At 71.8% G+C, this 23,315-nt stretch carries 27 protein-coding genes and 1 pseudogene; 17 read left to right on the forward strand and 11 right to left on the reverse strand.

Going from position 1 to position 23,315, the window contains the following annotated elements:
• The first annotated feature begins 39 nt into the window (after positions 1 to 39).
• The gene (locus tag ACIBF8_RS07920) at positions 40 to 630 is read left to right on the forward strand and encodes an HhH-GPD-type base excision DNA repair protein (RefSeq protein ID WP_396781593.1); all 591 of its coding nucleotides are present in this window, start codon (positions 40 to 42) and stop codon (positions 628 to 630) included.
• Positions 631 to 642: 12 nt separating this feature from the next.
• Here ACIBF8_RS07920 and ACIBF8_RS07925 read toward each other — a convergent pair whose 3' ends face one another.
• Both ACIBF8_RS07925 and ACIBF8_RS07930 read right to left on the reverse strand, forming a co-directional pair.
• Positions 643 to 954 carry a hypothetical protein gene (locus tag ACIBF8_RS07925; protein ID WP_396781767.1) on the reverse strand — a complete coding sequence of 104 codons (312 nt, stop codon included), beginning with the start codon at positions 952 to 954 and terminating at the stop codon, positions 643 to 645.
• A 13-nt stretch (positions 955 to 967) separates the two neighbouring features.
• A complete protein-coding gene (locus tag ACIBF8_RS07930) occupies positions 968 to 1,255 on the reverse strand; it encodes a hypothetical protein (protein ID WP_124771959.1) in 288 nt (95 codons plus the stop codon).
• Positions 1,256 to 1,358: 103 nt separating this feature from the next.
• On the opposite strand from ACIBF8_RS07930, the gene ACIBF8_RS07935 reads away from it, so the two are divergent.
• Positions 1,359 to 1,715, forward strand: coding sequence for a DUF3099 domain-containing protein (locus ACIBF8_RS07935; protein ID WP_396781594.1), 357 nt, complete (start codon positions 1,359 to 1,361; stop codon positions 1,713 to 1,715).
• Between the two features lie 42 nt (positions 1,716 to 1,757).
• Here the strand turns inward: ACIBF8_RS07935 and ACIBF8_RS07940 are convergent, their stop codons facing one another.
• On the reverse strand, positions 1,758 to 2,657 hold the full coding sequence (locus ACIBF8_RS07940; protein WP_396781595.1) for a carbohydrate kinase family protein: 900 nt from the start codon (positions 2,655 to 2,657) through the stop codon (positions 1,758 to 1,760).
• Positions 2,654 to 3,589: a pseudouridine-5'-phosphate glycosidase gene (locus ACIBF8_RS07945; RefSeq protein WP_396781596.1), complete on the reverse strand. Its 936-nt coding sequence runs from the start codon at positions 3,587 to 3,589 to the stop codon at positions 2,654 to 2,656. The genes ACIBF8_RS07940 and ACIBF8_RS07945 overlap by 4 nt, the downstream gene beginning before the upstream one ends.
• Positions 3,590 to 3,677: 88 nt before the next feature.
• On the opposite strand from ACIBF8_RS07945, the gene ACIBF8_RS07950 reads away from it, so the two are divergent.
• From ACIBF8_RS07950 to ACIBF8_RS07960, 3 genes are all read left to right on the forward strand, one after another.
• On the forward strand, positions 3,678 to 3,896 hold the full coding sequence (locus ACIBF8_RS07950) for a DUF3039 domain-containing protein (RefSeq protein ID WP_007456912.1): 219 nt from the start codon (positions 3,678 to 3,680) through the stop codon (positions 3,894 to 3,896).
• A gap of 40 nt (positions 3,897 to 3,936) precedes the next feature.
• The gene (locus tag ACIBF8_RS07955) at positions 3,937 to 4,599 is read left to right on the forward strand and encodes a trimeric intracellular cation channel family protein (protein WP_396781597.1); all 663 of its coding nucleotides are present in this window, start codon (positions 3,937 to 3,939) and stop codon (positions 4,597 to 4,599) included.
• Positions 4,600 to 4,768: 169 nt separating this feature from the next.
• Positions 4,769 to 6,502, forward strand: coding sequence for a DEAD/DEAH box helicase (locus tag ACIBF8_RS07960; RefSeq protein WP_396781598.1), 1,734 nt, complete (start codon positions 4,769 to 4,771; stop codon positions 6,500 to 6,502).
• A gap of 489 nt (positions 6,503 to 6,991) precedes the next feature.
• Here the strand turns inward: ACIBF8_RS07960 and ACIBF8_RS07965 are convergent, their stop codons facing one another.
• Positions 6,992 to 7,225: a hypothetical protein gene (locus ACIBF8_RS07965; protein WP_030337431.1), complete on the reverse strand. Its 234-nt coding sequence runs from the start codon at positions 7,223 to 7,225 to the stop codon at positions 6,992 to 6,994.
• A 245-nt stretch (positions 7,226 to 7,470) separates the two neighbouring features.
• On the reverse strand, positions 7,471 to 9,078 hold the full coding sequence (locus tag ACIBF8_RS07970) for an RNA polymerase sigma factor (RefSeq protein WP_396781599.1): 1,608 nt from the start codon (positions 9,076 to 9,078) through the stop codon (positions 7,471 to 7,473).
• A 662-nt stretch (positions 9,079 to 9,740) separates the two neighbouring features.
• Between ACIBF8_RS07970 and ACIBF8_RS07975 the strand changes: the two genes are divergently transcribed.
• Positions 9,741 to 10,559 carry an inositol monophosphatase family protein gene (locus ACIBF8_RS07975; RefSeq protein WP_396781600.1) on the forward strand — a complete coding sequence of 273 codons (819 nt, stop codon included), beginning with the start codon at positions 9,741 to 9,743 and terminating at the stop codon, positions 10,557 to 10,559.
• Positions 10,560 to 10,607: 48 nt separating this feature from the next.
• On the opposite strand, the gene ACIBF8_RS07980 is transcribed toward ACIBF8_RS07975, so the two are convergent.
• Positions 10,608 to 11,123 carry a LytR C-terminal domain-containing protein gene (locus tag ACIBF8_RS07980; RefSeq protein ID WP_396781768.1) on the reverse strand — a complete coding sequence of 172 codons (516 nt, stop codon included), beginning with the start codon at positions 11,121 to 11,123 and terminating at the stop codon, positions 10,608 to 10,610.
• Positions 11,124 to 11,556: 433 nt separating this feature from the next.
• Between ACIBF8_RS07980 and ACIBF8_RS07985 the strand changes: the two genes are divergently transcribed.
• Both ACIBF8_RS07985 and ACIBF8_RS07990 read left to right on the forward strand, forming a co-directional pair.
• Positions 11,557 to 11,853 carry a DUF4193 domain-containing protein gene (locus tag ACIBF8_RS07985; protein WP_007075406.1) on the forward strand — a complete coding sequence of 99 codons (297 nt, stop codon included), beginning with the start codon at positions 11,557 to 11,559 and terminating at the stop codon, positions 11,851 to 11,853.
• A 116-nt stretch (positions 11,854 to 11,969) separates the two neighbouring features.
• Positions 11,970 to 12,827, forward strand: coding sequence for a hypothetical protein (locus ACIBF8_RS07990; RefSeq protein ID WP_396781601.1), 858 nt, complete (start codon positions 11,970 to 11,972; stop codon positions 12,825 to 12,827).
• A gap of 19 nt (positions 12,828 to 12,846) precedes the next feature.
• Here the strand turns inward: ACIBF8_RS07990 and ACIBF8_RS07995 are convergent, their stop codons facing one another.
• Entirely contained in the window at positions 12,847 to 13,380 is a 534-nt protein-coding gene (locus tag ACIBF8_RS07995) for a DUF3093 domain-containing protein (RefSeq protein ID WP_396781602.1), read from the reverse strand.
• Positions 13,381 to 13,464: 84 nt separating this feature from the next.
• Here ACIBF8_RS07995 and dut point away from each other — a divergent pair, with 84 nt between their 5' ends.
• The 4 genes from dut (at position 13,465) to ACIBF8_RS08015 (ending at position 15,893) form a co-directional block, all read left to right on the forward strand.
• Complete coding sequence (gene dut, locus ACIBF8_RS08000) at positions 13,465 to 14,001, forward strand: dUTP diphosphatase (protein ID WP_396781603.1); 537 nt, start codon at positions 13,465 to 13,467, stop codon at positions 13,999 to 14,001.
• 25 nt (positions 14,002 to 14,026) lie between these two features.
• The gene (locus tag ACIBF8_RS08005) at positions 14,027 to 14,689 is read left to right on the forward strand and encodes a DUF3710 domain-containing protein (RefSeq protein ID WP_396781604.1); all 663 of its coding nucleotides are present in this window, start codon (positions 14,027 to 14,029) and stop codon (positions 14,687 to 14,689) included.
• Between the two features lie 114 nt (positions 14,690 to 14,803).
• Positions 14,804 to 15,184 (forward strand): OB-fold nucleic acid binding domain-containing protein, encoded by a 381-nt coding sequence (locus ACIBF8_RS08010; protein WP_363612452.1) that lies wholly within the window; start codon positions 14,804 to 14,806, stop codon positions 15,182 to 15,184.
• Between the two features lie 25 nt (positions 15,185 to 15,209).
• Entirely contained in the window at positions 15,210 to 15,893 is a 684-nt protein-coding gene (locus tag ACIBF8_RS08015) for a DUF3159 domain-containing protein (protein ID WP_396781605.1), read from the forward strand.
• A 56-nt stretch (positions 15,894 to 15,949) separates the two neighbouring features.
• On the opposite strand, the gene ACIBF8_RS08020 is transcribed toward ACIBF8_RS08015, so the two are convergent.
• The gene (locus tag ACIBF8_RS08020; protein WP_204943936.1) at positions 15,950 to 16,639 is read right to left on the reverse strand and encodes a TrkA family potassium uptake protein; all 690 of its coding nucleotides are present in this window, start codon (positions 16,637 to 16,639) and stop codon (positions 15,950 to 15,952) included.
• 3 nt (positions 16,640 to 16,642) lie between these two features.
• Positions 16,643 to 17,308: a potassium channel family protein gene (locus ACIBF8_RS08025; protein WP_396781606.1), complete on the reverse strand. Its 666-nt coding sequence runs from the start codon at positions 17,306 to 17,308 to the stop codon at positions 16,643 to 16,645.
• A 164-nt stretch (positions 17,309 to 17,472) separates the two neighbouring features.
• On the opposite strand from ACIBF8_RS08025, the gene ACIBF8_RS08030 reads away from it, so the two are divergent.
• The gene (locus ACIBF8_RS08030; protein WP_396781769.1) at positions 17,473 to 19,551 is read left to right on the forward strand and encodes an APC family permease; all 2,079 of its coding nucleotides are present in this window, start codon (positions 17,473 to 17,475) and stop codon (positions 19,549 to 19,551) included.
• A 19-nt stretch (positions 19,552 to 19,570) separates the two neighbouring features.
• Positions 19,571 to 20,848: a class I SAM-dependent RNA methyltransferase gene (locus ACIBF8_RS08035; RefSeq protein ID WP_396781770.1), complete on the forward strand. Its 1,278-nt coding sequence runs from the start codon at positions 19,571 to 19,573 to the stop codon at positions 20,846 to 20,848.
• A 111-nt stretch (positions 20,849 to 20,959) separates the two neighbouring features.
• On the opposite strand, the gene ACIBF8_RS08040 is transcribed toward ACIBF8_RS08035, so the two are convergent.
• Positions 20,960 to 21,661, reverse strand: coding sequence for a type 1 glutamine amidotransferase domain-containing protein (locus ACIBF8_RS08040; protein ID WP_396781607.1), 702 nt, complete (start codon positions 21,659 to 21,661; stop codon positions 20,960 to 20,962).
• A 321-nt stretch (positions 21,662 to 21,982) separates the two neighbouring features.
• Between ACIBF8_RS08040 and ACIBF8_RS08045 the strand changes: the two are divergent.
• From ACIBF8_RS08045 to ACIBF8_RS08055, 3 genes and pseudogenes are all read left to right on the forward strand, one after another.
• A pseudogene (locus ACIBF8_RS08045) lies at positions 21,983 to 22,156 on the forward strand (LysR family transcriptional regulator); the annotation flags it as partial.
• A 99-nt stretch (positions 22,157 to 22,255) separates the two neighbouring features.
• Positions 22,256 to 22,885, forward strand: coding sequence for a substrate-binding domain-containing protein (locus ACIBF8_RS08050; protein WP_396781771.1), 630 nt, complete (start codon positions 22,256 to 22,258; stop codon positions 22,883 to 22,885).
• Positions 22,886 to 23,006: 121 nt separating this feature from the next.
• Positions 23,007 to 23,204 carry a hypothetical protein gene (locus ACIBF8_RS08055; protein WP_396781608.1) on the forward strand — a complete coding sequence of 66 codons (198 nt, stop codon included), beginning with the start codon at positions 23,007 to 23,009 and terminating at the stop codon, positions 23,202 to 23,204.
• Positions 23,205 to 23,315: the final 111 nt, after the last annotated feature.

Consider the following 23,315-nt stretch of genomic DNA (forward strand, 5'->3'; position numbering starts at 1 on the left):
CAGGGCTGTTGTTCACCCCCATTCGAGCGAACGGGCAGGATGGTCGGCATGACGCTTGTGCTGCCCATCGACCCCGAAGCCAACCGGCTGCTGGAGCGCAGCCCGCTGGCCCTGCTGGTCGGCATGGTCCTTGATCAACAAGTCTCGATGGAGAAGGCGTTCTCCTCGCCGTACGTGCTCACCCAGCGGCTCGGCCACGAACTGGACGCGGCGGAGCTGGCCGGGTACGACCCGGAGGCCCTTGTCGCGCTCTTCGCCCAGCCGCCCGCGTTGCACCGGTTTCCGAAGGCCATGGCGGCCCGGGTGCAGGAGGTCTGTCAGGTGCTGGTGGAGCGGTACGACGGCGACGCGGCGCTGCTCTGGGCCGAGGTCGCCGACGGCCCGGAGCTGCTGCGTCGGGTCTCCGCGCTGCCCGGCTTCGGCAAGCAGAAGGCACAGATCTTCGTGGCCCTGCTCGGCAAGCGGTTCGGGGTGACCCCGCAGGACTGGCGGGAGGCGGCCGGCGGGTACGGCGATCCGGGCGCGTACCGGTCGGTGGCCGACGTCACCGACGCCGATTCGCTGCGCCGGGTGCGCGAGTTCAAGCAGCAGATGAAGGCGGCGGCGAAGGCGAAGAACGCCGCCGGCTGACCCGGGGGCCGTTCAGGCGGCGGTGGGGTGTGCCAGCGAGGCCAGCGCGCGCCGGACGTCGGCCAGCGAGACGGTGGCCGAGTCGTCGAGGTCGGCCAGGCCCGCCTCGATCCACTGGCGCATCAGCGTGGTGACCCCGATGCCCCGGGCGTCGGCGGCGGCGCGGACCCGCTCGTAGGTGTCCAGTGGCAGCCGGACCGAGCGGCTCACCATCGGCACGTCGGTGTCGGGGGTGGGCAGGTCCGCCGCCGGGCTCTCGTCGATCAGCTCGGCGATCCGGTCGCCGCCGCCGTGGAACTGCTTGGTCGCGTCGTTACGGTGCATCGTCACGGCCCCCTTATCGGCGATCTCTCCGCACGGCCTCGTCGTAGCGCTTGGACTCGACGTCGCTCAGCTCGCGGGCGGAGAGGATGTCCCAGTCGTTGTCGGTGCCATCGGCCTCGGCGAGCAGCACCGCCAGCCGGCGGCCCCGACGGGCGGCGGCGTAGACCACCATCACGTCGTCACCCAGATGGCGGATGACCCGGCGGGCGCTGTGCAGCGCCTCCCAGACTTCCCCGGGCGTGACGTCGTAGACCCTCAGGTTGGCCAACGCCTCGTCGGTGAAGCTGAACCTGCTGCCCACGTATCGGAGCGTACCACGGACGTAACACGCACCGGGATGAGTCGAAGTTCGCTGATCACGGACCTGCGGTGACAGGATGAGGCGTAACCCCTCGAGGAGGTCCATGGTGAAGCGTCAGGCGTACCAGCCGATCCTGATCACCGACGCCTCGCGCAGCCAGGACGATCAGCTCAACAGTCGCCAACGCCGCTACGTCCTGATGATGGGCATCCGGGTGCTGTGCATCATCGTCGGCGCGATCCTGGTCGGTGCGAACGCCCCCCTGCTCTGGCTGTGGCTGCCACTGTGCGGCCTCGGCATGGTGCTCATTCCCTGGCTGGCCGTGCTGCTGGCCAACGATCGGCCGCCGAAGGAGGAGCACCGGCTGGCCAACCGGTTCCACCCCCGTCAGCAGGACACCCCGCCGATGAGCCTCACCGCCGAGGAACGCCCGCACAAGGTCATCGACGTCGAACCCTGACCCGCGCGCGGACCAGGGTTCGACGCCTACGGCTGCCGACCGCTACGGCTGTGGCCGTGCGCCGGCCGTCGAAACGGCCAGCGCGCCCAGGTCGGTGGCGCGGCTCAGCGCCCCGGTCGGGGTGGCGCCGGCGAGCCAGGCGGTGAGCAGACCCGCCGCGAAGGCGTCGCCCGCCCCCGTGACGTCCACCACCGCCACCCGGCGGGCCGGAGCCACCCACACCGCCGGTGTCCGGTCGACCCAGACCGCGCCGGCCGCGCCGCGCTTGACCACGACCCGCCGGGCCGTCGCCGACAACGCCCGCCCCTGCGCCGCCGGGTCCAGCCCACCGGCCAGCACCGTGGCCTCGTCCGCGTTGACCAGGAGCAGGTCGATGTCGCGTACCCAACTCAGGAACGCCGCCGCGCCGACCCGCCGCAGCGGCGCCGCGGAAGCCGCGTCGACGCTGGTGGTGAGCCCGCGCTCGCGGGCGGCGGCCAACGCCCGCAGCCCCGCGCCGCGTGAGGCGGCGTCCAGCAGGGTGTACGCGGACAGGTGCAGGTGCCCAGCGTCGGGCACCGCCGCGAGGGCCTGGTCGACGTGCGCGGCGCTCAACCGCAGGTTCGCGCCCCGCTGGCTGACCATGGTGCGTTCGTCGTCGGCGGCCAACACGATGACCGTGCCGGTCGGGACGCCCTCGATCCGGTCGATCGCGCAGTCGACGCCGGCCTGGTCCAGCTCTGCCACCCGGTCCCGCCCGGCGTCGTCGGTGCCGACGGCGCCGACGAGCGTGACGTCCACCCGTTGCGCGGCGACCCAGGCGGCGGTGTTGGCCGCCTGGCCGCCGCCACCGAGACTGATCTCGGCCCCGGTGTCCGAGCCGGCCGCGAGCGGCCCGGACAGCACGGCGACCACATCGGTGATCACGTCCCCGACGACGACCACCCGGGTCGGTCGGGTCATGCCGGGACGGTGGCGCTGCGGGCCGCCGCGGCGACCGCGATCCGCGCGGCCAGGTCGGCGTTGCGCAGGATGATCCGGACGTTCACCGCCAGGCTCGCGCCATCGGTGGCCGAGTGGAAGTGCGCGAGTAGGTACGGGGTGACGGCCTTGCCGGTGATCCCGTCCCGCTCCAGCAGGGCCAGACCGTCGGCGAGGGTCCGGTCGTGCAGCTCCGGGTCGAGCTGCTCGTCGACCGGCAGCGGGTTGGCGATGAGCAGGCCGCCGGTGTGCACGGCCTGCTCGTCCCGGGCGGCGAGCACGGCGGCGACCTGCTCCGGCGAGTCCACCGACCAGTCCAGGTCGAAGCCGGCGTCGGTGCGGTAGAAGCCGGGGAATCGGCGGGTGCGGTAACCGACCACGGCGACCCCGAGCGTCTCCAGGCGCTCCAGCGTCGCACCCACGTCGAGGATCGACTTGACCCCGGCGCAGACCACCGCGATCGGGGTCTGCGCCAGGGTGACCAGATCCGCCGACTCGTCGAAGGTGTGCGCGGCCTCCCGGTGCACCCCACCCAGCCCGCCGGTGGCGAACACCCCGATGCCGGCGGCGGCGGCCACCGCGCTGGTCGCAGCCACCGTGGTCGCGCCGTCCGCGCCGGTCGCGGCCGCCACCGCGAGGTCGCGGACGGAGAGCTTGGTCACGCCGTCGACGGTGGCCAGCCGGGTCAGCTGCGCGTCGTCGAGGCCGACCACCAACTGGCCGGCGATCATGCCGATCGTCGCCGGAACGGCCCCGGCGTCCCGAACCGCCCGCTCGATCTCCCGGGCCACCCGCAGGTTCTCCGGCCGGGGCAGACCGTGCGAGACGATGGTGCTCTCCAGGGCGACGACGGGCCGGCCGTCGCGCTGGGCTTCGGCGACCTCGGTGCCGTAGCTGATGCGAAAGTCAGTCACACGGGCACCGTACGGGGTCGGGCCCCGGCCGGGCTCAAGTGGACCCGGCCGTGATGACCTGCCAAACTTGACGGTTGGAGGTGCAGACGTGAGCACAGAGGTTCTCGAGCGTCCGGAGCTGAAGGACGCCGACACCGGTCCCGAGATGTTCCACTACGTCCGCAAGGAGAAGATCGCCGAGAGCGCCGTCATGGGCACTTTCGTCGTCGCCCTCTGCGGCGAGACATTCCCGGTCACCAAGGCGGCCAAGCCGGGTTCGCCGGTCTGCCCCAAGTGCAAGGAGATCTACGACTCGTACCGCGAGTGAACCTCGGCCGGCGCTCCGGCCGGCGACGTAGCCTGCGGCGGTGACCACCTCCACCGCCCTGCTCCTCGCCGACCTGACCGGGGTCGCGGTGTTCGCCGCCTCCGGTGCTTCGGCGGCGGTGGCCAAGCGGCTGGACCTGTTCGGCGTCGCGTTCGTCGGCTTCGTGGCCGCCCTCGGCGGGGGGATCTTCCGGGACCTGGTCATCGACGAGGTGCCGCCGCTGGCCTTCGCCGACTGGCGGTACGTCGCCACCGCCGCGATCACCGCGCTCGCCGTCTTCTGGCTGCACCCGCAACTGGCCCGACTACGGACGACCGTGCTGGTCCTGGACGCGGCCGGCCTGGCGCTGTTCACCGTCACCGGCACGCTCAAGGCGCTCGACGCCCGGGTGCCGGCGGTCGGCGCCTGCCTCATCGGCATGCTCACCGCGATCGGCGGCGGGCTCGGCCGGGACCTGCTCACCGCCGAGATCCCGGTCGTGCTGCGCCGGGAGATCTACGCCCTGGCCGCGCTGGCCGGCTCGATCCTGGTGGTGCTGCTGTACGTCACCGGGCAGACCGGCCCCGCGCCGCTGACCGCCGCCGCCGTCCTGGTCTTCGGGCTGCGCCTGATCGCGCTGCGTCGACGCTGGTCCGCGCCGGTGGCCACGCTGCGCCCGCCACGCACCGGTTCGGCGGATCCGCGCACCGACCGGGAGTGGTGAGACGTGCGACAGATGTGACCAGCGTGGCGTCGCCTGGGCCCCACGGCCCGCGCTGGTTATGCTGAGTCGGCCTTCGCGGCAGCTTCTGCGCGGAGGCGTTTTCATGGGCGGCGGATACTCGTGGCCCTCGCCCGGGGTCCGCCATCGTGCGGTCGGAGAGGAGCTTCGCGTGGCAGCCCGGACGCCGGTGCTCGAGACGTTCCCGGCACTACGTGCCTGGCAGCGCAAGGCCCTGGTGGAGTACCTGCGCCGACGTACCGAGGACTTCACCGCGGTCGCCACCCCGGGCGCCGGCAAGACCACCTTCGCCCTGCGGATCGCGGCGGAACTGCTCGCCGACGGCACCGTCGAGGCGGTCACCGTGGTCGCGCCGACCGAGCACCTGAAAAACCAGTGGGCCGACGCCGCGGCCCGGGTGGGCATCCAGCTCGACGCCGCGTTCCGCAACGCCGACCTGCACTCGGCGGCCGACTTCCACGGGGCGGTCGTCACCTACGCGCAGGTGGGGATGGCCCCGCAGGTGCACCGGCGGCGCACCATGACCCGACGCACCCTGGTCATCCTCGACGAGATCCACCACGCCGGCGACTCCCGGTCCTGGGGCGATGGGGTGAAGGCGGCCTTCGAGCCCGCCGTACGCCGGCTGATGCTCACCGGCACGCCGTTCCGCTCCGACGACAACCCGATCCCGTTCGTCAGCTACGAGCGGGGCGGGGACGGGCTGCTGCGCTCCCGCGCCGACTCGGTGTACGGCTACTCCGACGCGCTGCGCGACGGGGTCGTGCGGCCGGTGCTCTTTTTGGCGTACTCCGGGGAGACCCGCTGGCGCACCAACGCGGGGGATGAGCTGGCCGCCCGACTGGGCGAGCCGATGACCCAGGACCTGGTGGCGCAGGCGTGGCGTACCGCCTTGGACCCGGCCGGCGACTGGATGCCACAGGTGCTGCGCGCCGCCGACGCCCGACTCACCGTGCTGCGCGACGCGGGCATGGCCGACGCCGGTGGTCTGATCATCGCCACCGACCAGCAGACCGCCCGCTCGTACGCCAAGCTGATCGAGCAGGTGACCGGCGAGAAGGCCGCCGTGGTGCTCTCCGACGACCAGGGCGCGTCCGCCCGGATCGCGACGTTCGCGGCGTCCGACCAGCGCTGGCTGGTCGCGGTGCGAATGGTGTCCGAGGGGGTCGACATCCCGCGCCTGGCGGTCGGGGTCTACGCCACCAGTGCCAGCACGCCGCTCTACTTCGCCCAGGCGATCGGCCGGTTCGTGCGGGCCCGCCGGCCCGGCGAGACGGCGTCGGTCTTCCTGCCCAGCGTCCCGCACCTGCTCGGGCTGGCCAGCGAGATGGAGACCGAGCGCGACCACGTGCTCGGTAAACCCAAGGAATCCGACGGTTTCGACGACGACCTTTTGGAACGGGCGCAGCGCGACGATCAGGCCAGTGGGGAGTTGGAGAAGCGGTTCGCCGCGCTCTCGGCCACCGCGGAACTGGACCAGGTGATCTTCGACGGCGCGTCGTTCGGCACCGCGGCCCAGGCGGGCACCCCCGAGGAAGAGGAATACCTCGGCCTGCCTGGTCTGCTCACCGCCGACCAGGTGTCGCTGCTGTTGACCAAGCGGCAGGCCGCACAGCTCGCCGCCCAACGCCGCCGCACGGCCGACGGGGCCGCTCAGACGGCCGCTGCGCCCACGGCAGCGCCACCGGCACCCATGAGTGCCGCCCAGCGTCGCGTGGCGCTCCGGCGCCAACTGAACGCCCTGGTGGCCGCCCGACACCACCGTACCGGCCAGCCGCACGGCAAGATCCACGCCGAACTGCGCCGACTCTGCGGCGGCCCGCCGAGCGCCCAGGCGACCATCGAGCAGCTTGAGGAACGCATCGCGACCGTGCAGACCCTCTGAGACCCGCCCAGCCCCAGCGCGCCGGCCGGCCGGGCTGCGCCATGGCGGCGTGGCGTGCGCCCGTGTTTGCGCGGTGGGGTCGGTGCCCGTGCTGGGTCTGTGCCTGGTCTTCGTCCATGCTGCGGTCTTCGTCGGTGCTGCGGTCTTGGTCCGTGCTGCGGTCTTGGTCCGTGCTGCGGTCTTGGTCCGTGCTGCGGTCTTGGTCCGTGCTGCGGTCTTGGTCCGCGCTGCGGTCTTCGTCCGTGCTGCGGTCTTCGTCCGTGCTGCGGTCTTCGTCCGCGCGGTGGTCTTCGTCCGCGTCCGCTACTTGATCCACTCGGGTTTCTTGAAAACGCGGTGTTCGAGCGAGGCGGAAAGCGCGACTTCCGTGAAACCGAGTCGATCATGGAACGGGCCCTGCAGGGCGCGAGGGCGCGAGGGCGTTCGGACAGAAAAGCCGGCCGGAGGCACCCTCGGGGTGCCTCCGGCCGGCTATGTCGGTTTGCGGATTTAGTTCGCCATCAGATCGGCGCCACGCCAGCTGAAATCGGGCTCCGTTGCGAACCGCTCGGTGATCTTCACGAGATCCTCCGCGTACTTGTTCGCGTGGTGCCCGCAGAACACCAGCTCGCTCCCACCCGCCAGAGTGATCCGGAGCTTCCCGGCAGCATTGCAGCGGTCGCACCGTTCATCGGCGGCTGGGGGCGCCACCGTCTCGGGCGGCGGCGTGAGGGTCGGGGTCATCGCCTTCCTCCTCTGGTCGTCACCGATGAACAATCTCTTCGGTCGTTGCTCACCTATCGTGCAACACCCTTACTAGGCACTGCCTTCCCTGTGTGCCCGCGGGGGACCGAGGTCACACCTGGAAGGGACAGTGTGCCGTGCACCCAGGGTGCCACGTCAACGATCACATTCGTGCATCCGGACGATCACCATCTGGTGTTGCACACCAGGTGGTCAAAACGACACGTTCGGTTGACGAAACCGGCTCAGTCCAGGTAATCCCTGAGGACCTGTGACCGGGACGGGTGACGCAGCTTGGACATCGTCTTGGACTCGATCTGCCGGATCCGCTCCCGGGTCACCCCGTAGACCTGGCCGATCTCGTCCAGCGTCCGAGGCTGGCCGTCGGTCAGGCCGAAGCGCAGTCGTACCACACCCGCCTCACGCTCGGAGAGCGTCTGCAGCACCTGTTGGAGCTGGTCCTGCAGGAGCGAGAACGAGACCGCGTCGACCGCGACCACGGCCTCGGAATCTTCGATGAAGTCACCGAGCTGGCTGTCGCCCTCGTCGCCGATGGTCTGGTCCAGCGAGATGGGCTCCCGAGCGTACTGCTGGATCTCCAGCACCTTCTCGGGTGTGATGTCCATCTCCTTGGCCAGCTCCTCCGGAGTGGGCTCGCGGCCCAGGTCCTGAAGCAGCTCACGCTGGATGCGGCCGAGCTTGTTGATGACCTCGACCATGTGCACCGGGATGCGGATGGTGCGGGCCTGGTCGGCCATCGCGCGGGTGATGGCCTGTCGGATCCACCAGGTGGCGTACGTGGAGAACTTGTAGCCCTTGGTGTAGTCGAACTTCTCCACCGCCCGGATCAGACCGAGGTTGCCCTCCTGGATCAGGTCGAGGAAGGCCATGCCACGGCCCGTGTAGCGCTTGGCCAGCGACACCACCAGTCGGAGGTTCGCCTCCAGGAGGTGGTTCTTGGCCCGCTCGCCGTCGCGGGAGATCCAGCCCAGGTCACGGACCATCTCCCGGGCGAGCTTCTCCTCGCCCTCGTCGGCCGCGCGCAGCCGCTCGGCGGCGTAGAGCCCGGCCTCGATCCGCTTGGCCAGCTCCACCTCCTGCTCGGCGTTGAGCAGCGGAACCTTGCCGATCTGCTTCAGGTACGCCCGGACGGAGTCGGCGGAGGCGGTCAGCTCGGCGTCGCGCCGGGCCTGCTTGAGCGCCTCGGACTCCTCGTCGTCCCACTCGAAGTCGTTGTCCGTCGCGGAGGCGGCGGCGTCGGTCTCGGCGGCCTGGGCCAGCTCGGCCGGCTCCTCGACCACCACGTCCTCGATCGCGGCGGCCAGCTCCTCCGGGTCGATCTCGCCGTCGGCGCCCTCACCCTTGGCCTTGCCGGCGGCCTTGGTCGGCTTGGCTCCGGCGGCCGCGGCCACCGTCGCCTTGGTGGCTCGGGTCGACCTGGTCGCCTTGGCCGGCGTCGCCGTGGCGGCCTCGGGGGTGCCGGTCGCCTTGCGGGCGGCCACCTTGCGCGGGGCCGGCGTCGACGGGGCGTCATCGGCGGCGGGCGCCTGCTTCGGGGCCGGCGCGGCGGCCTTCTTGGTGGTCTTGGCGGTGGTGGCCCGGGACGCCGGCGTGGTCGAGCGAGCCGCGGCGACGCGTCGGCGGGTGCTCGCCGAGCCGTCCACCACCACGGTCACTCCCGCCTCGGAGAGCGCCCGCAGAATCTTCTTGGCCTGGGCCGGAGTCACCTCGGCGGACTCGACGGTGCGCGCGAGCTGGGCCGACGTGAGCTGACCACCGGCGCTCTGCGCGTGGGCGATCAGGGTGTCGGTGAGCGAGCGAACGTCGGCGCCGGGCTGGCGGGGTTCTGTCACGAATGACCTTCCGGAGGCGAAGAGCGGGCACGGCGGGTTCGTCCAGCGCAGCGAGGGTTACCGTGCCGGGCGATGTGGTTGAGGGACCCTCGTGTCACGGTCCGGCCGGTGGTCGGCGGTCCGTGCCGCGTGGGCAGGGGTGAATTGTAACGCCGTCTGCGGCGATCATCCTGCTCCGCACCGCGTACCGCCGGTGGGGACCGTCAGTGCGGCGGAGATGTGGACTTTGACGTAATGATAGCCGCGCGGCCGGCGAAGGGGCCCCGTCGTCGGCCCGGGCGGCGAGCAGATCGTGGCCAAACTGCCGTTTGAGCAGGAGGTAGCAGGTCGCTGCGGCGGTTGCGGGGGTGCGCACGTGGATCAGCGAGGTCGCTGGCGATCTGGCCGGTGCCGTCCCCGCCAGGTCGCGGTTGGGCAACGATGGTGAGCCGAGCGTGGACAGGGTGGTAGGCACTTAAGCGACATTACCGGACTTAAACGTGCATAGTGGCCAGGCTTGGCCGCTCTCGACCCGCGGATGGGTGACGGGTGCCACCGCGCAGCGGTGGGATGGCGAAGCCCCTGCTCTGGTGCCCTCGCCCGGCGTCGGGAACGATGATCTTCGGAAGCCGGGTCGGTAGGTGCACATCCACATGCACCCGGAGTGCGGAAAGAGGCGAACCATGACCAATTCGGCAACGACGCCACCGGAACTGCTCGCGATCGCGATCGAGGTGGCTCGGGACGCGGCGGACACCGCGTACCGGATGCGCGCCGAGGGGGTCGTCGTCGCCGCGACGAAGAGCACCGTCACCGACGTGGTCACCGCCGCCGACCGGGCGGTCGAGCGGCAGATCCTCGACGCGCTGGCCGCGCTGCGCCCGGAGGACTCGGTGCTCGGCGAGGAGTACGGCGAGGGCGCTTCCGGTGCGGCGCGCAGTGGAGTGCGGTGGATCGTCGACCCGATCGACGGCACGGTGAACTACCTGTACGGGCTGCCACACTCCGCGGTCTCGCTGGCCGCCGAGGTGGACGGCGTGGTGGTCGCCGGCGTGGTGCGCAACGTGAGCACCGGCGAGGAGTGGACCGCCACGGCCGGTGGTGGAGCCTGGCGCGACGGTGTCCGGCTGCGCTGCTCCGGCGAGGTCGACCTGGGGCAGGCGCTGGTCGGCACCGGCTTCGGCTACGACGCGGGCCGGCGGGCCCACCAGGCGCAGGTGGTGGCGGGGTTGATCGCACACGTACGCGACATCCGCCGGCTCGGCGCTGCCGCCCTGGACCTCTGCCTGGTCGCGGAGGGCCGGCTCGACGCGTACTTCGAGAAGGGTCTCGCGGCCTGGGACCTGGCGGCGGGCGGGCTGGTCGCCGCCGAGGCGGGGGTACGGGTCGCCGGCCTGGCCGGCGGACCTGCGGGGCCGGACCTGGTGGTCGCCGCGCCGCCCGCGCTCTTCGCGCCGTTGCACGACCGGTTGGCCGCGCTGGACGCGGCCGGCGGACCGTGATCGGTGGGTGCTCGGCCGGACCAGCGGCGCGACCGACTGGTTACGCCGTCACTTGGCGGGTGGCGACGGGCAGGAGCCCTTGGGCGCCGTCGGCGGGCCCGAGTCGCCGAGGGACTGGTTGACCTCGGTCGTGGTGGCGAGCTGCTGGAAGCCGTTGCCCAGCACCACGTCCACGGTGTCGTCGGTGCGCTTCTCGTCGTAGCCCGGCACGGCGTTGTTGAGGAAGTACGCCTGGAGCAGGTGCGCGGAACCGACGCCCTTCGGGCCGTATCGCAGCACCGCGACACCGGCGACCTGCTTCTTCTCGGTCGCGGTCTTCTTGACCTGGAACTGTCGGTTGCTGAATTCGTCGGCGACGGTACGGGCGAGGCCGGGCTGGTCCGTGGCATTGAGCACGTTGATCTTGACGTCCTTGCGTTCGCGCAGGGTCAGATCGGCCAGCGGCCAGCCCTCCGGGCAACCCGCGGCAGTGCCCGCCTTACCCTGGCTGTCGCGGACCACGGCCACGACGACGAAGACCAGGGCGATGACCGCCAGCAGGCCGACGACGACGAGTGCTCGCACGCGCGCAAAACTCATCAGGGCACTCCCCGGGCCTCAGGTGGGTGGTGGCGGCCACGAGCGATCGCTCAGGCCACCGGCCGTCGAATACGCCGCTGAGGTTAACGGTTGTCCGGCCGTCGCGTGGAAACAGCCCGACATGCCGGCGCGCCGACCGCGAACCAGGTACTACTACCCCTATCTTCGTGTCGCCTGAATCACATTGGGAACAACTTCGCGTGCGGGGGCGTACATCTCAGCCGCAAGGGCGGTATACATGCCTCGCCCAAGGGGGGGTAAGGTTCCGCGCTCGCAGGGGAGTCGCCCCAGCGAGCTCGACCCGTTCGGTCCTCGGGTCGGGTGCCCGACACAAGTGGTGGCCGGCCAGCGGAACCGAAACAGCGTCGTCCGGCGTTACAACCGGAAGCGACAACATCGATATGGGAGAGTGAAACCGATGGCCACCGACTACGACGCCCCGCGTCGCGACGAGGTCGACCTCGGCGAGGACAGCCTGGAAGAGCTCAAGGCACGGCGCGTCGACTCACAGTCCGGCGCGGTGGACGTCGACGAGGCCGAGGTGGCCGAGAGCTTCGAGCTGCCCGGTGCCGATCTGGCCGACGAGGAGCTCACGGTCAAGGTGCTTCCGATGCAGCAGGACGAGTTCCGGTGCGCCCGCTGCTTCCTGGTCCACCACCGTAGCCAGCTGGCGGTCGAGCGTAACGGCGAGCTGATCTGTCGCGAGTGCGTCTGACAACCACGACACCGGCGGCGGTCCCCTGAACGGGGCCGCCGCTGCCGGTGTAGGCATACGCCAGCGGTGGGTACCTGCTTGACTCGAAGCGGGTAGCCACAGCACCGGGAGGTCCGATGAGTGATCGAGGCGGCACCACCGACGGCGGCACGGGCGACCTCGGTGCCACCGACGGCGGCACGGGCGACCTCGGTGCCACCGACGGCGGCACGGACGACCTCGGTGCGACCGTCGCGGCGTTGACCGCTGACGACATCGAGCCGGCCCGACGCCGCCAACTGCTGACCCGGATGGTCGGGCAGGCCCGTGCGCGAGGCATCTCCGACCTGTTCAAGCCCCGGGCCGCCGTGCGCTGGATGGTCGACACCGTCGCCGAGATCGCCCCACACGTGCCCGTGCGGGACCTGGACACCCTGCGCCGACACTTCCCCGGTCTGGACGATGCCGCCCTGGCCGACAGACTCATCCGCAACGCGTCCCGGACCACCGCCGCGATCGGCGCGGCCGGTGGTGGCGTCGCCGCCGTCGAGTGGACGGTCGCCCCGACCCTGCTCTCCGCGCCGGTGCTGCTCGCCGCCGAGACCGTGGCCGTGGTGGCGGTGGAGCTGAAACTGGTCGGTGAGCTGCACGAGATCCACGGTGTGGCGCTACCGGCCGGTGGCAACCAACGAGCCGTCGCGCTGGTGCACTCCTGGGCCACCCAGCGCGGGGTCAACCCGATGGTCCCCGGCGTGGGAGTGGGCGCGGTGCTGGGCACCGCCGCCCGCAAGGAACTGCGGGACATGCTGCTGCGGCGTTTCGGCCGCAACCTCACCACGCTTGGGCCGTTCCTGACCGGGGCGGCGGTGGCCAGCTTCCTCAACCGCCGGGCCACCCGGCAGATGGCCGACCAACTTCAGGTCGACCTGCGTCGGCGAGGCATCGCGCGGCCCGCGCCACCGACGGCCCTACCGGGCCCGCCGACCGGCACCTGAGCAGGCCGTCGGCCTCGGGTCAGCTCGGCTCGCTCGCGACGGGACCGGACACCGCCAGCGCGTCCCGCGCGGCCAGCACCGCCTCGGCCAGCTCCACCGGGTGTCGGGTGCTGACCACCCAGAACGGGGTCGGATCCGCGGGATCATCCAGGATCACCTGCACGGCGCCGCCGATCCACGGTCGCTGCACCACGAAGGCCAGCGGGTCGGCGCCAACCCCGAGCACCTCACGTCGGCCGGCCGCGTCCAGCGGCACCACGTCGGCCACGAAGCGCACCGGCAGGCGGGCGTCGTCCACCAGCAGCTCGGAGTCGGCCACCCCGACCCGGATCCGGCCCAGCCACCACAGCCCGACCGCGGTGAGCGGCACCAGCACGGCGAACGGCAGCCAGGCGCGGACGCCGGGGGCACCCATCCAGACCTCGACGGCCAGCAACGCGCCGGCCACCAGCCCGGCCAGCCACAGCCACCAGGGCAGATCCAACCGCTCGGTGTACGACGAGTGGGCGGCGACCGGCGGCTGATCGGCGGACGGGGAGGGCGACATGCTCACTCCTGCGAGGGTACGGCGCACGGCGGCGCGACGAACCGGCAGGATGGCAGGGTCACCCCGAGAACCGGACGGAAGAGGGGACCCGTGACCGACGTCGTACCCGTGCCCGTACAGCTGCTCGACCCTGAGCTGCCGCTGCCCACGTACGCCCATCCCGGCGACGCAGGGGCCGACCTGGTGGCGGCCGCGGACGTGGAGCTGCCACCGGGCGGCCGTGCCCTGGTGCCCACCGGCGTGGCCATCGCGCTGCCAGAGGGGTATGTGGGCCTGGTCCACCCCCGGTCCGGTCTGGCGGCCAGGCTCGGCGTGACGGTGCTCAACGCGCCCGGTACGGTCGACGCCGGCTACCGGGGTGAGATCTTGGTCAACCTGATCAACCATGATCGGGATGTGCCGGCGAAGATCTCCCGCGGCGACCGGATCGCGCAGCTCGTGGTCCAGCAGGTCGCACGGGCGCGGTTCGAGCCGGTGGTCGAGCTGCCCGCGTCCCGGCGCGGGACCGGTGGGCACGGGTCCACCGGTGGGCACGCCGGGCTGGTGCCGTCGCCGACGGGCCAGGACCGGGTCGAGCAGCGGCCGAATGAGCCGGGCCGCGGGCAGACGGAAGAGGTGGCAGGGTGAGTGTGAACAGCGGAGGGCAGGCGCAGTGATCTTCTCCCGAAAGCGGGCCGACGCCGAGCGGCAGACCCGTGACGAGCGGGCCACCCAGGTCCCGGACCAGGGTGATGCGGCGCCGACGCTGGCGCGCGGCCCGTACGACATCTCCGAGAGCTACGACGACGTGCAGCGACTCGACCTGGGCAGCCTGCACATCCCGGCTATCGCCGACGTCGAGGTGCGGGTGCAGGCCGACCCGCAGGGTGTGGTCCAGCAGGTGGTGCTGGTGCACGGCGACAACGCGCTCCAGCTGGGCGTCTTCGCCGCGCCCCGGTCCGAGGGGATCTGGGACGAGGTGCGCGAGGAGATCCGGCAGTCGCTGCTCCGCGACGGGGCGAGCGCGCAGGAGGTCGCCGGCGAGTACGGCCCGGAGCTGCACGCCCAGGTGCGTACCCCGGACGGCCCGACGAACCTGCGGTTCGTCGGAATCGACGGCCCGCGCTGGATGGTCCGTGGGGTGTTCCAGGGCCCGGTGGCCACCGACCCGGCCATGGCCGGGCCACTGGTCGAGTGCCTGGACGGCCTGGTGGTCGACCGGGGCCAGGAGGCCAAGCCGGTCCGCGAGCCATTGCCGCTGCGGCTGCCCCGGGAGATCGCCGATCAGGCCGCCACCGAGGCGGGCGACGCCGCCGCCGAGCCGCGCCAGGTCTGACTCGCCCGCACCGGCCCGCCGGAACCAGCCCCGTCGGCGTACGCTGGCGGCACGGTTCCGGCGCCGCCGGAGCCGGCCGGGGACGGCGAGCGTGGAAAGGGTGACGCGGAGGTCATGATGACCGACGAGAGCCGGGTGTCGCTGCGGCGCATCCTGCAACGGTTCACCGCCAGCGAGGCCGAGATCGACGCGCAGGAGCTGCGACGGGAGAGCGCCGAGTGCGGCGGGATCCCGGCCCAGCAGTGCTCACGGGGTCAGCTGGTCTCGGTCGCCGGGCGGTTGCGCACGGTGGTCTACACACCGCGTACCAATCTGCCGACCCTCGAGGCCGACCTGTACGACGGCAGCGACGTGGTCACCCTGGTCTGGCTGGGTCGACGGCACATCGCCGGGATCGAGCCGGGCCGGCACCTGACCGCCCGGGGCCGGGTGGCGATGCGCGACGACCGCAAGGTCATCTACAACCCCTACTACGAGCTGGACTCGCCCAAGTGACGGCACTGCGGACGGAAGGCCGGCGATGACCACGGGACAGCACCGGGCGGCACAGCCGGAGACCGGCCCTCAGGACGAGGAGCAGCTGCCGACCATCGCCGAGCAGATGGCCGACCAGCTCGGCGGCTGGCGCGGGCTGGTCGAGTCCAGCATCCCGGTCGTGGTCTTCGTGCTCGCCAACATCATCGGCGAGCTGCGACCCGCGGTGATCGCCTCGGTCACGGTGGCGGTGCTGATCGCCGGGCTGCGGCTGGCCCAGCGCCGCCCGATCCGGCACGCCGTCAACGGGCTGTTCGGCGTGGGCATCGGCGCGGCGATCGCCTGGCGCACCGGCGACGAGCGTGACTTCTACCTCCCCGGCATCCTCTACGGCATCGGGTACGGCGTCGCGCTGCTGATCTCCGCCGCGATCCGGCAGCCGCTGGTGGGCTGGATCTGGTCGGTGCTGGTCGCCAAGGGCCGCTCGGAGTGGCGGGCCGACCCGAAGCTGGTGCGCACGTTCACCCAGCTGACCGTGCTCTGGGGGGTGGTCTGGCTGGCCAAGGTGGGGGTGCAGGCCGGGCTCTACCTGGCCCACCAGGACACCGCGCTGGGCGTGGCCCGGCTGGCGCTGGGTTACCCGCCGTACGCGCTGCTGTTGCTGATCACGGTCTGGACGGTGCGCCGGGTCACCCGGGACTCACCGCCGGCTCCGCTGCCTGGCGCCTGAGCGCGGCCGGACGACCCCGGCGGGCCTTTCGTCGATTCGGCGCGCCGGTCGGCCGCTCAGCGTGAGCCGCGGGTCCGTTCGACGCTGTCCGGCCCGAGGATCACCGCGCGGACCGCGTCCTCGACCTCGGCGGTGCACACGAAGATCAGCTCATCGCCGGCCTCGATCGGGTCGTCCGGGCTGGGCACCAGGACCCGCTTGCCGCGCAGGATCGCCACCAGCGCGGCGTCGCGGGGCAGCGGCACGGCGTGGATCGGCTGACCGACATAGGGGGCGGTCGGCGGCAGGGTGATCTCGACCAGGTTCGCCTCGCCCTGCCGGAACGTCATCAGCCGGACCAGGTCGCCGACGGTGACCGCCTCCTCGACCAGCGCGGCCATCACCCGCGGCTTGCTTACCGCGACGTCCACGCCCCACTGCTCGGTGAACAGCCACTCGTTCTCGGCCCGGTTGACCCGGGCGACGACGCGGGGCACCGCGAACTCGGTCTTGGCCAGCAGCGACAGCACGAGGTTGGTCTTGTCGTCGCCGGTCGCCGCGACCACCACGTCGCACCCGGCGACGTTGGCCTCCTCCAGGCTGGTCAGCTCGCACGCGTCGGCCAGCACCCACTCGGCGGCCGGCACCCGGTCCGGGCGCAGCATCTTGGGTTGGCGTTCGATCAGCATCACCTGGTGGCCGTTGTCGATCAGCTCCTGGGCGATCGAGCGGCCCACGTTGCCCGCGCCCGCGATGGCGACCCGCATGGCTCAGTGCCCTCCTTCCGGCGGCGTCGCCGCCACCGACGTGACCGTCGCCACGATGTCATCGCTGACCAGCATGAACACCTGGTCGCCCTCCTGCACGACGGTGGAGCCGGTGGGCAGCGTGCCGATGCCGAAGCGGATCAGATAGGCCACCCGGGCCCCGGCCGTGTCCTCCAGCAATCGCACCGGCCGGCCGATCCAGTCCTTGTGCACCGGCACCTCGACGATCGACACGGTGCTGGTGGGGTCGCGGAAGATCTCCACGTTGCCCTCCGGCACCAGGTGTCGCAGCATCCGGTCGGCCGTCCACCGCACGGTCGCCACGGTGGGGATGCCCAGCCGCTCGTAGACCTGCGCCCGGCGCTGGTCGTAGATGCGGGCGGCGACCCGGGACACGCCGTAGGTCTCGCGGGCCAGCCGGGCCGAGATGATGTTGGAGTTGTCGCCGCTCGACACCGCCGCGAAGGCGTCCGCGCGCTCGATGCCGGCCTGCCGGAGCACCTCGCCGTCGAAACCGGCGCCGGTCACCGTGATCCCGGCGAAGTCGGGGCCGAGCCGGCGGAAGGCGTCGGCGTCCTGGTCGATCACCGCCACCGAGTGCCCTCGGGACTCCAGGCTGTGGGCGAGGGTCGATCCGACCCGACCACACCCCATGATCACGACGTGCACGCTGTCCCTCCCAAGGTGCGTACCACTCCCGCTGTCGGTGCCCTTCCGAGTGCGAGCCTGCCACGTCCCGGTGGCCAGCGGGGACCGACCGTACCCCGTCGTGCCGAGCGGCGGTGATCGCCCACCCCCATGGTCCCGCCGTGGTGGTCGTACTCTTGGCGTTCGTGGCCAGTCCCACCTCGCTGCTGAAGCGGCTTCTCCTCGGTCGACCGTTCCGGTCCGACCGGCTGCAGCACACCCTCCTGCCGAAGCGCATCGCGCTGCCCGTGTTCGCCTCCGACGCGCTGTCCAGCGTCGCGTACGCGCCCGACGAGATCCTGCTGACCCTCTCCATCGCCGGTGCCTCCGCGTACGTCTTCTCGCCGTGGATCGCGCTGGCCGTGGTCGTGGTCATGCTCACGGTGGTGGCCAGCTACCGGCAGAACGTGCACGCCTACCCGTCCGGTGGCGGCGACTACGAGGTGGCCACGGTCAACCTGGGCCCGAAGTTCGGCGTCGGCGTGGCCAGCGCGTTGCTGGTCGACTACGTGCTCACGGTGGCGGTGTCGGTCTCCTCCGGGGTGGCCAACCTGGGCTCCGTGGTGCCGTTCGTGGCCACCCACAAGGTCCTGATCGCGGTGAGCGCGGTGGTGCTGCTGAGCGCGGTCAACCTGCGCGGCCTGCGCGAGTCGGGCACCGCGTTCGCCATCCCCACCTACGGCTTCGTCATCGTGATGGGCGGGATGCTGCTCACCGGGCTGTTCCGGGTCTTCGTGCTGGGTGACGAGCTCCGCGCGCCGAGCGCCGACCTGGTCATCCAGGCCGAGCACAGCGTGACCGGTTTCGCGCTCATCTTCCTGCTGCTGCGGACGTTCAGCTCGGGCGCCGCCGCGCTCACCGGTGTCGAGGCGATCTCCAACGGCGTGCCGGCGTTCAAGGCGCCGAAGAGCCGCAACGCCGCCACCACCCTGCTGCTGCTCGGCAGCATCTCGGTGAGCATGCTGGTGGGGATCATCTGGCTGGCCCGGCTGACCCACCTGCAGTTCGTCGAGGATCCGAGCCTGCAGATCGTCACCGGCCCCGAGGGGTACGTGCAGAAGACGGTCACCACCCAACTCGGCGAGACGGTCTTCGGGTCCGGGTCGATCCTGCTCTACGTGGTGGCCGGGATGACCGCGCTCATCCTCTTCCTGGCCGCGAACACCGCGTTCAACGGCTTCCCGGTGCTCGGCTCGATCCTCGCCCAGGACCGCTACCTGCCCCGACAGTTCCACACCCGGGGCGACCGGCTGGCGTTCTCCAACGGCATCGTCTTCCTCGCCGTGTTCGCGATCGTGCTGATCGTCGGCTTCCAGGCCGAGGTGACCCGGCTCATCCAGCTCTACATCGTCGGGGTCTTCGTCTCGTTCACCGTCTCCCAGGCCGGCATGATCCGGCACTGGAACCGGCGCCTGCGTACCGAGCGGGACCCGGAGGCACGCCGCCGGATGCACCGCTCCCGGGCGATCAACACGTTCGGCGCGGGCATGACCGGCACGGTTCTGGTGATCGTCCTGATCACCAAGTTCCTGCTCGGCGCCTGGATCGCGATCGCCGCGATGGCGGTGATTTACGGGTTGATGCTGGCCATCCGCCGGCACTACGACCGGATCGCCGTGGAGCTGACCCCGCCGGACGAGGGCCGGGCCGTGCTGCCCGCCCGCAACCACGCGATCGTGCTGGTCAGCAAGCTGCACCAACCGACGCTGCGGGCCATCGCCTACGCCCGCGCCACCCGACCGGACACGCTGACCGCCGTGACCGTCAACGTGGACGAGACGGATACCCGGGACCTGCAGGCCGAGTGGGAGCGCCGGGAGATGGCCATCCCGCTCACCGTGATCGACTCGCCGTACCGGGAGATCACCCGACCGATCCTGGACTTCGTCGCCTCCACCCGCCGCAAGTCGCCCCGGGACGTGGTCACGGTGTTCATCCCGGAGTATGTGGTCGGGCGGTGGTGGGAGAACCTGCTGCACAACCAGAGCGCACTACGCCTCAAGGGCCGGCTGCTCTTCGAACCGGGGGTGATGGTGGTCAGCGTGCCATGGCAGCTCGCGTCGACAGCGAGCAAGAACCTGGACCGGCTGGATGCCACGTTGTCCCGGACGCCGGCTCGGGGGCCCCGGAGCACCCTGCCGGTCGCTGCCCCGCCGGTGGTGTCCGCGCCGTCCGGTGAGGGTGACCGGGGCAGCAGCGGTACGGCCGGGAACGCTCGTGACTGAGCCGGGCGGGCGGCGGACCGTGACATCCCCGTCGGCGTCGTCCGCGGGGCCGGCGTCGGCCGTCGAGCGGGGTCTGTCCGAGGCGGACCGGGTCGAGCTGACCGTCGACGCGGTCGCTCCCGGTGGGCACTGTGTCGCCCGGGTGGACGGGCAGGTGGTCTTCGTCCGGCACGCGCTGCCCGGTGAACGGGTCATCGTCGAGGTCACCGAGGTGCACCGGGGGTTCGTCCGGGCCGACGCGGTGATCGTGCTGGAGCCCTCGCCGGACCGGGTCGAGCCGCCCTGCCCGTACGCGAAGCCCGGCGCCTGCGGGGGCTGCGACCTCCAGCACGTCGCCCCGGCCGCGCAACTGGCCTGGAAGACCGCCGTGGTGCGGGAACAGCTGATCCGTCTCGGCGGGCTGACCGACGTCGAGCTGGACCGGCTCGGCGTCCGGGTCGAGGCGCTACCCGGCGGGCTGCTCGGCTGGCGCTCCCGGGTCCGGTACGCGGTGGACGCCGCGGACCGGGCCGGCCTGCTCAAGCACCGCTCGCACGAGGTGGTACCGATCGACCGCTGCCGGATCGCCCACCCGGCCATTCAGCAGCTGCCGGTGCTCACGCCCACCGGCGCGCGCTGGCCGGCCGCCGAGGCGGTGGAGACCGTCGCCAGCACCGGCGGGGACGTGACCGTCACGGAGGTCCGCGACGGATCGGCCACCCCGGTCAGCGGTCCGACCGAGGTCCGGGAGGTCGCCGCCGGACGGGACTGGACGCTGCCGGCGTCCGCGTTCTGGCAGGTGCACCCGGCCGCGGCGGACACCCTCTCCACCGCGGTGCTGGAGTTGCTGGACCCGCAGCCGGGCGAGATCGCCTGGGACCTCTACGGCGGCGCCGGGCTGTTCGCCGCCGGGCTGGCCGCCCGGGTCGGCGCGACCGGCCGGGTGACCCTGGTCGAAGCGGCGGCGCAGGGCGTCGCCGCCGCCCGGGAGAACCTCGCCGACCTGCCCACCGTCGAGGTGGTGTCGGCCCGGGTGGAGACCGCGCTGGCCCGCCGACGGATCACCGGCCCGGTCGACGTGGTGGTGCTCGACCCGCCGCGTTCCGGTGCCGGCGCGCCGGTGGTCCGCGCGCTGGCCGCCGCCGGCCCACGCGCGGTCGCCTACGTGGCCTGTGACCCGGCCGCCTTCGCCCGGGACGTGCGCACCTTCGCCGACCTCGGCTGGCGGCTGGCGGCGCTGCGGGGCTTCGACCTGTTTCCGATGACACAGCACGTGGAGTGCGTCGCGATCCTTGAACCGGCCGTGAAGGCCGTCTGACCCTGCGACTCCGATTGGCTCGTGTGCTGCTGGCGCCCCTCTGGCAGGTGACAGCGCGAGGTGCGGCCAGGCGACCGCGTAGCCCTCCGCCGCGCGGCACGGTCGGCCTCGTCAGCCGGCGAGAGCCTTCAGGACCGCCTGGGCTGTGGACGTGCTGGACTGCGGGTTCTGCCCGGTCACGAGGTTGCCGTCGGTGACGACCGTGTCGCTCCACGGTGCGCCGGTTCGGACGACGGCTCCCCGCTCACGGAGGCGGCTCTCCACGAAGTACGGGGTGTTGTCGCCGAGGCCGCCCTGACGCTCCTCCTCGTCGGTGAACGAGGTGAGGGTGCGGCCGGCGAACGCGAAGGAGCCGTCCAACTGGGACGCGCTGAGCAACGCCGCCACACCGTGGCACAGGGCGGCCACCAACCTTCCCTGCGCATTGGCGTCGTTGAGGAGGCGCCCCAGGTCGCTGTCACCAGCGAGGTCGACCATCGGGGCGTGTCCACCGGGAATGTAGAGCGCGTCGTACTCGTCCAGTCGCACCTCGGCCAGGGGCAGCGGGGTGCCGAGCTGATCGGCGATGCTGTCGAGGTAGGCACGGAACCGCCGCGCGTCCTCCGCCGAAACGCCTCCACGCTCGTCGAGGCTGAGCGCGTCGACGGTCGGCATCACCCCGCCGGGGGTCGCCACCGCCACGTCGGCTCCTGCTGCGATGAGAGCCTCGTGGGAGGCGGCGACCTCCTCGGCCCAGTAGCCCGTGGGATGCGAGGAACCGTCCGTCAGCGTCATGCTGTCCGCACCCGAGAGGATCATCAGGATCTTCGGCATTGTCTTACTCCAGTGTGAGAGAGAGTCGCAGCCGTGGTTATGCGCTTGGTGGCTGCGGTGCTCGTGGCAACACCAGCCTCCCTGGGAATTAGTTCTGCCGCATCCGGCGGGCCATAAGAATTTTTATGGCCAGTGCCCCGTCAAGGCCGAGAGAGCAACCGCAGTCGCGGTTGCAGAAGCGAGGAGGGTAGGCATTACTGTCTCTGGCCCACGACTCAAGCCGCACCGGTCGTGGGTGAGTCGCCGCAGTCCCCGGTGCGGCCGAACGACCGACGAACCTCGTGCTTTGCTGTGCGGGTGGTTCAGGAAAAACGCGGCGGCGTGCCGAGTCTCGATCTCTTGCTGACCTTCCTGGAGGTCTACCGGGCCGGGTCACTGTCGGCGGCATCGCAACGCCTCGGGTTCACACAGCCGGCGGTGAGCGGTCAGCTCGCACGCCTGGAGGAGCAGCTCGGCGAGCCCTTGTTCGTGCGCACCTCCCGAGGCGTGACACCGACACAGCGGGCAGCAATGCTTGCCACACGCGTCAGTGGACACGTGGACGGACTCCGCAGCGCTTTGGGACCGTCCGACGAACCGCTGCTCGGAGGGGCGGTGCGCGTCGGTGCCGCCGCCGAGTTCATGACGCTCCGCGCCACCCCGGTACTGGCCGACCTGGCCCGCCAGGGGGTACGCGTGCACGCCGTGCTCGGCCTCGCCGACGACCTGCTGTCCGCACTGGCGGCCGACCGGCTGGACCTGGTCGTTTCGGCGGTACGGCCCACCCATGACACCCTCCACGCGGAAGCCTTCCTGGACGAGGAGTTCGTGCTCGTCGCGCCGCCCGCGATGGCCCACACCGTAGACGCCGAGCGGCTGGGCCGGGAACCGGTGGCGGCGCTGGCGCACCTTCCGCTGGTGGCGTACGCCGACGAACTGCCCATCGTGCGGCGTTACTGGCGCAGTGAGTTCGGCCGGCGCCCGCCGAATCCGGTGGCGTTCGTCGTCTCCGACCTGCGGGCGGTCCTGGAGGCGGTGGTCACAGGCGCCGGGATCTCGGTCCTGCCGCGCTACATCGCCGCGCCCGCCCTGCACTCCGGGGCGGTCGTGCAGCTCCACGAACCGGAAGTGGCCCCGCTGAACACCCTCTACCTCACCGTCCGCCGGGGCGCCCCGGGAAACCCGGCCGTCACCGTGCTCCGCGACACCCTGCGGCAGGCGGCCCGCCGGTGGGACGGCTTGTGAGCCGTCCGGACCGACGAGCTGGTCGGGCTGCTGCTTCCGCCTTCGGAGAGTTGACCGGGGGTCCTTCGTTGATGCGGATCGTCGGGTTGATGTCGGGGACGTCGTACGACGGGTGGACGTGGTGGCCGCCGAGTTCAGCACCGAGGGCGACACCCTGTGGCTGCGTCCGCTGGGGCACCGCGGCCTGGACTACGACGAGGGGCTGCGCGCCGAGATCGCCGCGCTCCTGCCTCCGGCGGCCGACGCGGTGGTCTCACCCGGTCAGCGCGTCTTCCACTGGATCGCATCCGGGCCCGACCAGCGGTGCGGCCCGGCCTGACCAGGCGCGCCGCCGGGTCGCCCGGAACCGACCGGGAGGTGCCTGACCAGGTGCTCAGCCGCCGGGTCCGGACCCGGCCTGGATGCGCGGGGCTCGGGCCGGGCTGCGGAG

This window comes from Micromonospora sp. NPDC050276 (assembly GCF_044459545.1).
Lineage (GTDB): Bacteria > Actinomycetota > Actinomycetes > Mycobacteriales > Micromonosporaceae > Micromonospora.

What these genes read in the sequence shown, in the direction of transcription:
- ACIBF8_RS07975 (WP_396781600.1), top strand. Translation starts at nt 9,741, where the DNA reads ATGACCAATTCGGCAACGACGCCACCGGAACTGCTCGCGATCGCGATC.
- ACIBF8_RS08040 (WP_396781607.1), bottom strand. Translation starts at nt 21,661, where the DNA reads ATGCCGAAGATCCTGATGATCCTCTCGGGTGCGGACAGCATGACGCTG.
- ACIBF8_RS07965 (WP_030337431.1), bottom strand. Translation starts at nt 7,225, where the DNA reads ATGACCCCGACCCTCACGCCGCCGCCCGAGACGGTGGCGCCCCCAGCC.
- ACIBF8_RS07990 (WP_396781601.1), top strand. Translation starts at nt 11,970, where the DNA reads ATGAGTGATCGAGGCGGCACCACCGACGGCGGCACGGGCGACCTCGGT.
- ACIBF8_RS08010 (WP_363612452.1), top strand. Translation starts at nt 14,804, where the DNA reads ATGATGACCGACGAGAGCCGGGTGTCGCTGCGGCGCATCCTGCAACGG.
- ACIBF8_RS08015 (WP_396781605.1), top strand. Translation starts at nt 15,210, where the DNA reads ATGACCACGGGACAGCACCGGGCGGCACAGCCGGAGACCGGCCCTCAG.
- ACIBF8_RS07940 (WP_396781595.1), bottom strand. Translation starts at nt 2,657, where the DNA reads ATGACCCGACCGACCCGGGTGGTCGTCGTCGGGGACGTGATCACCGAT.
- ACIBF8_RS08020 (WP_204943936.1), bottom strand. Translation starts at nt 16,639, where the DNA reads ATGCGGGTCGCCATCGCGGGCGCGGGCAACGTGGGCCGCTCGATCGCC.
- ACIBF8_RS07920 (WP_396781593.1), top strand. Translation starts at nt 40, where the DNA reads ATGGTCGGCATGACGCTTGTGCTGCCCATCGACCCCGAAGCCAACCGG.
- ACIBF8_RS07925 (WP_396781767.1), bottom strand. Translation starts at nt 954, where the DNA reads ATGCACCGTAACGACGCGACCAAGCAGTTCCACGGCGGCGGCGACCGG.
- ACIBF8_RS07985 (WP_007075406.1), top strand. Translation starts at nt 11,557, where the DNA reads ATGGCCACCGACTACGACGCCCCGCGTCGCGACGAGGTCGACCTCGGC.
- ACIBF8_RS07935 (WP_396781594.1), top strand. Translation starts at nt 1,359, where the DNA reads ATGGTGAAGCGTCAGGCGTACCAGCCGATCCTGATCACCGACGCCTCG.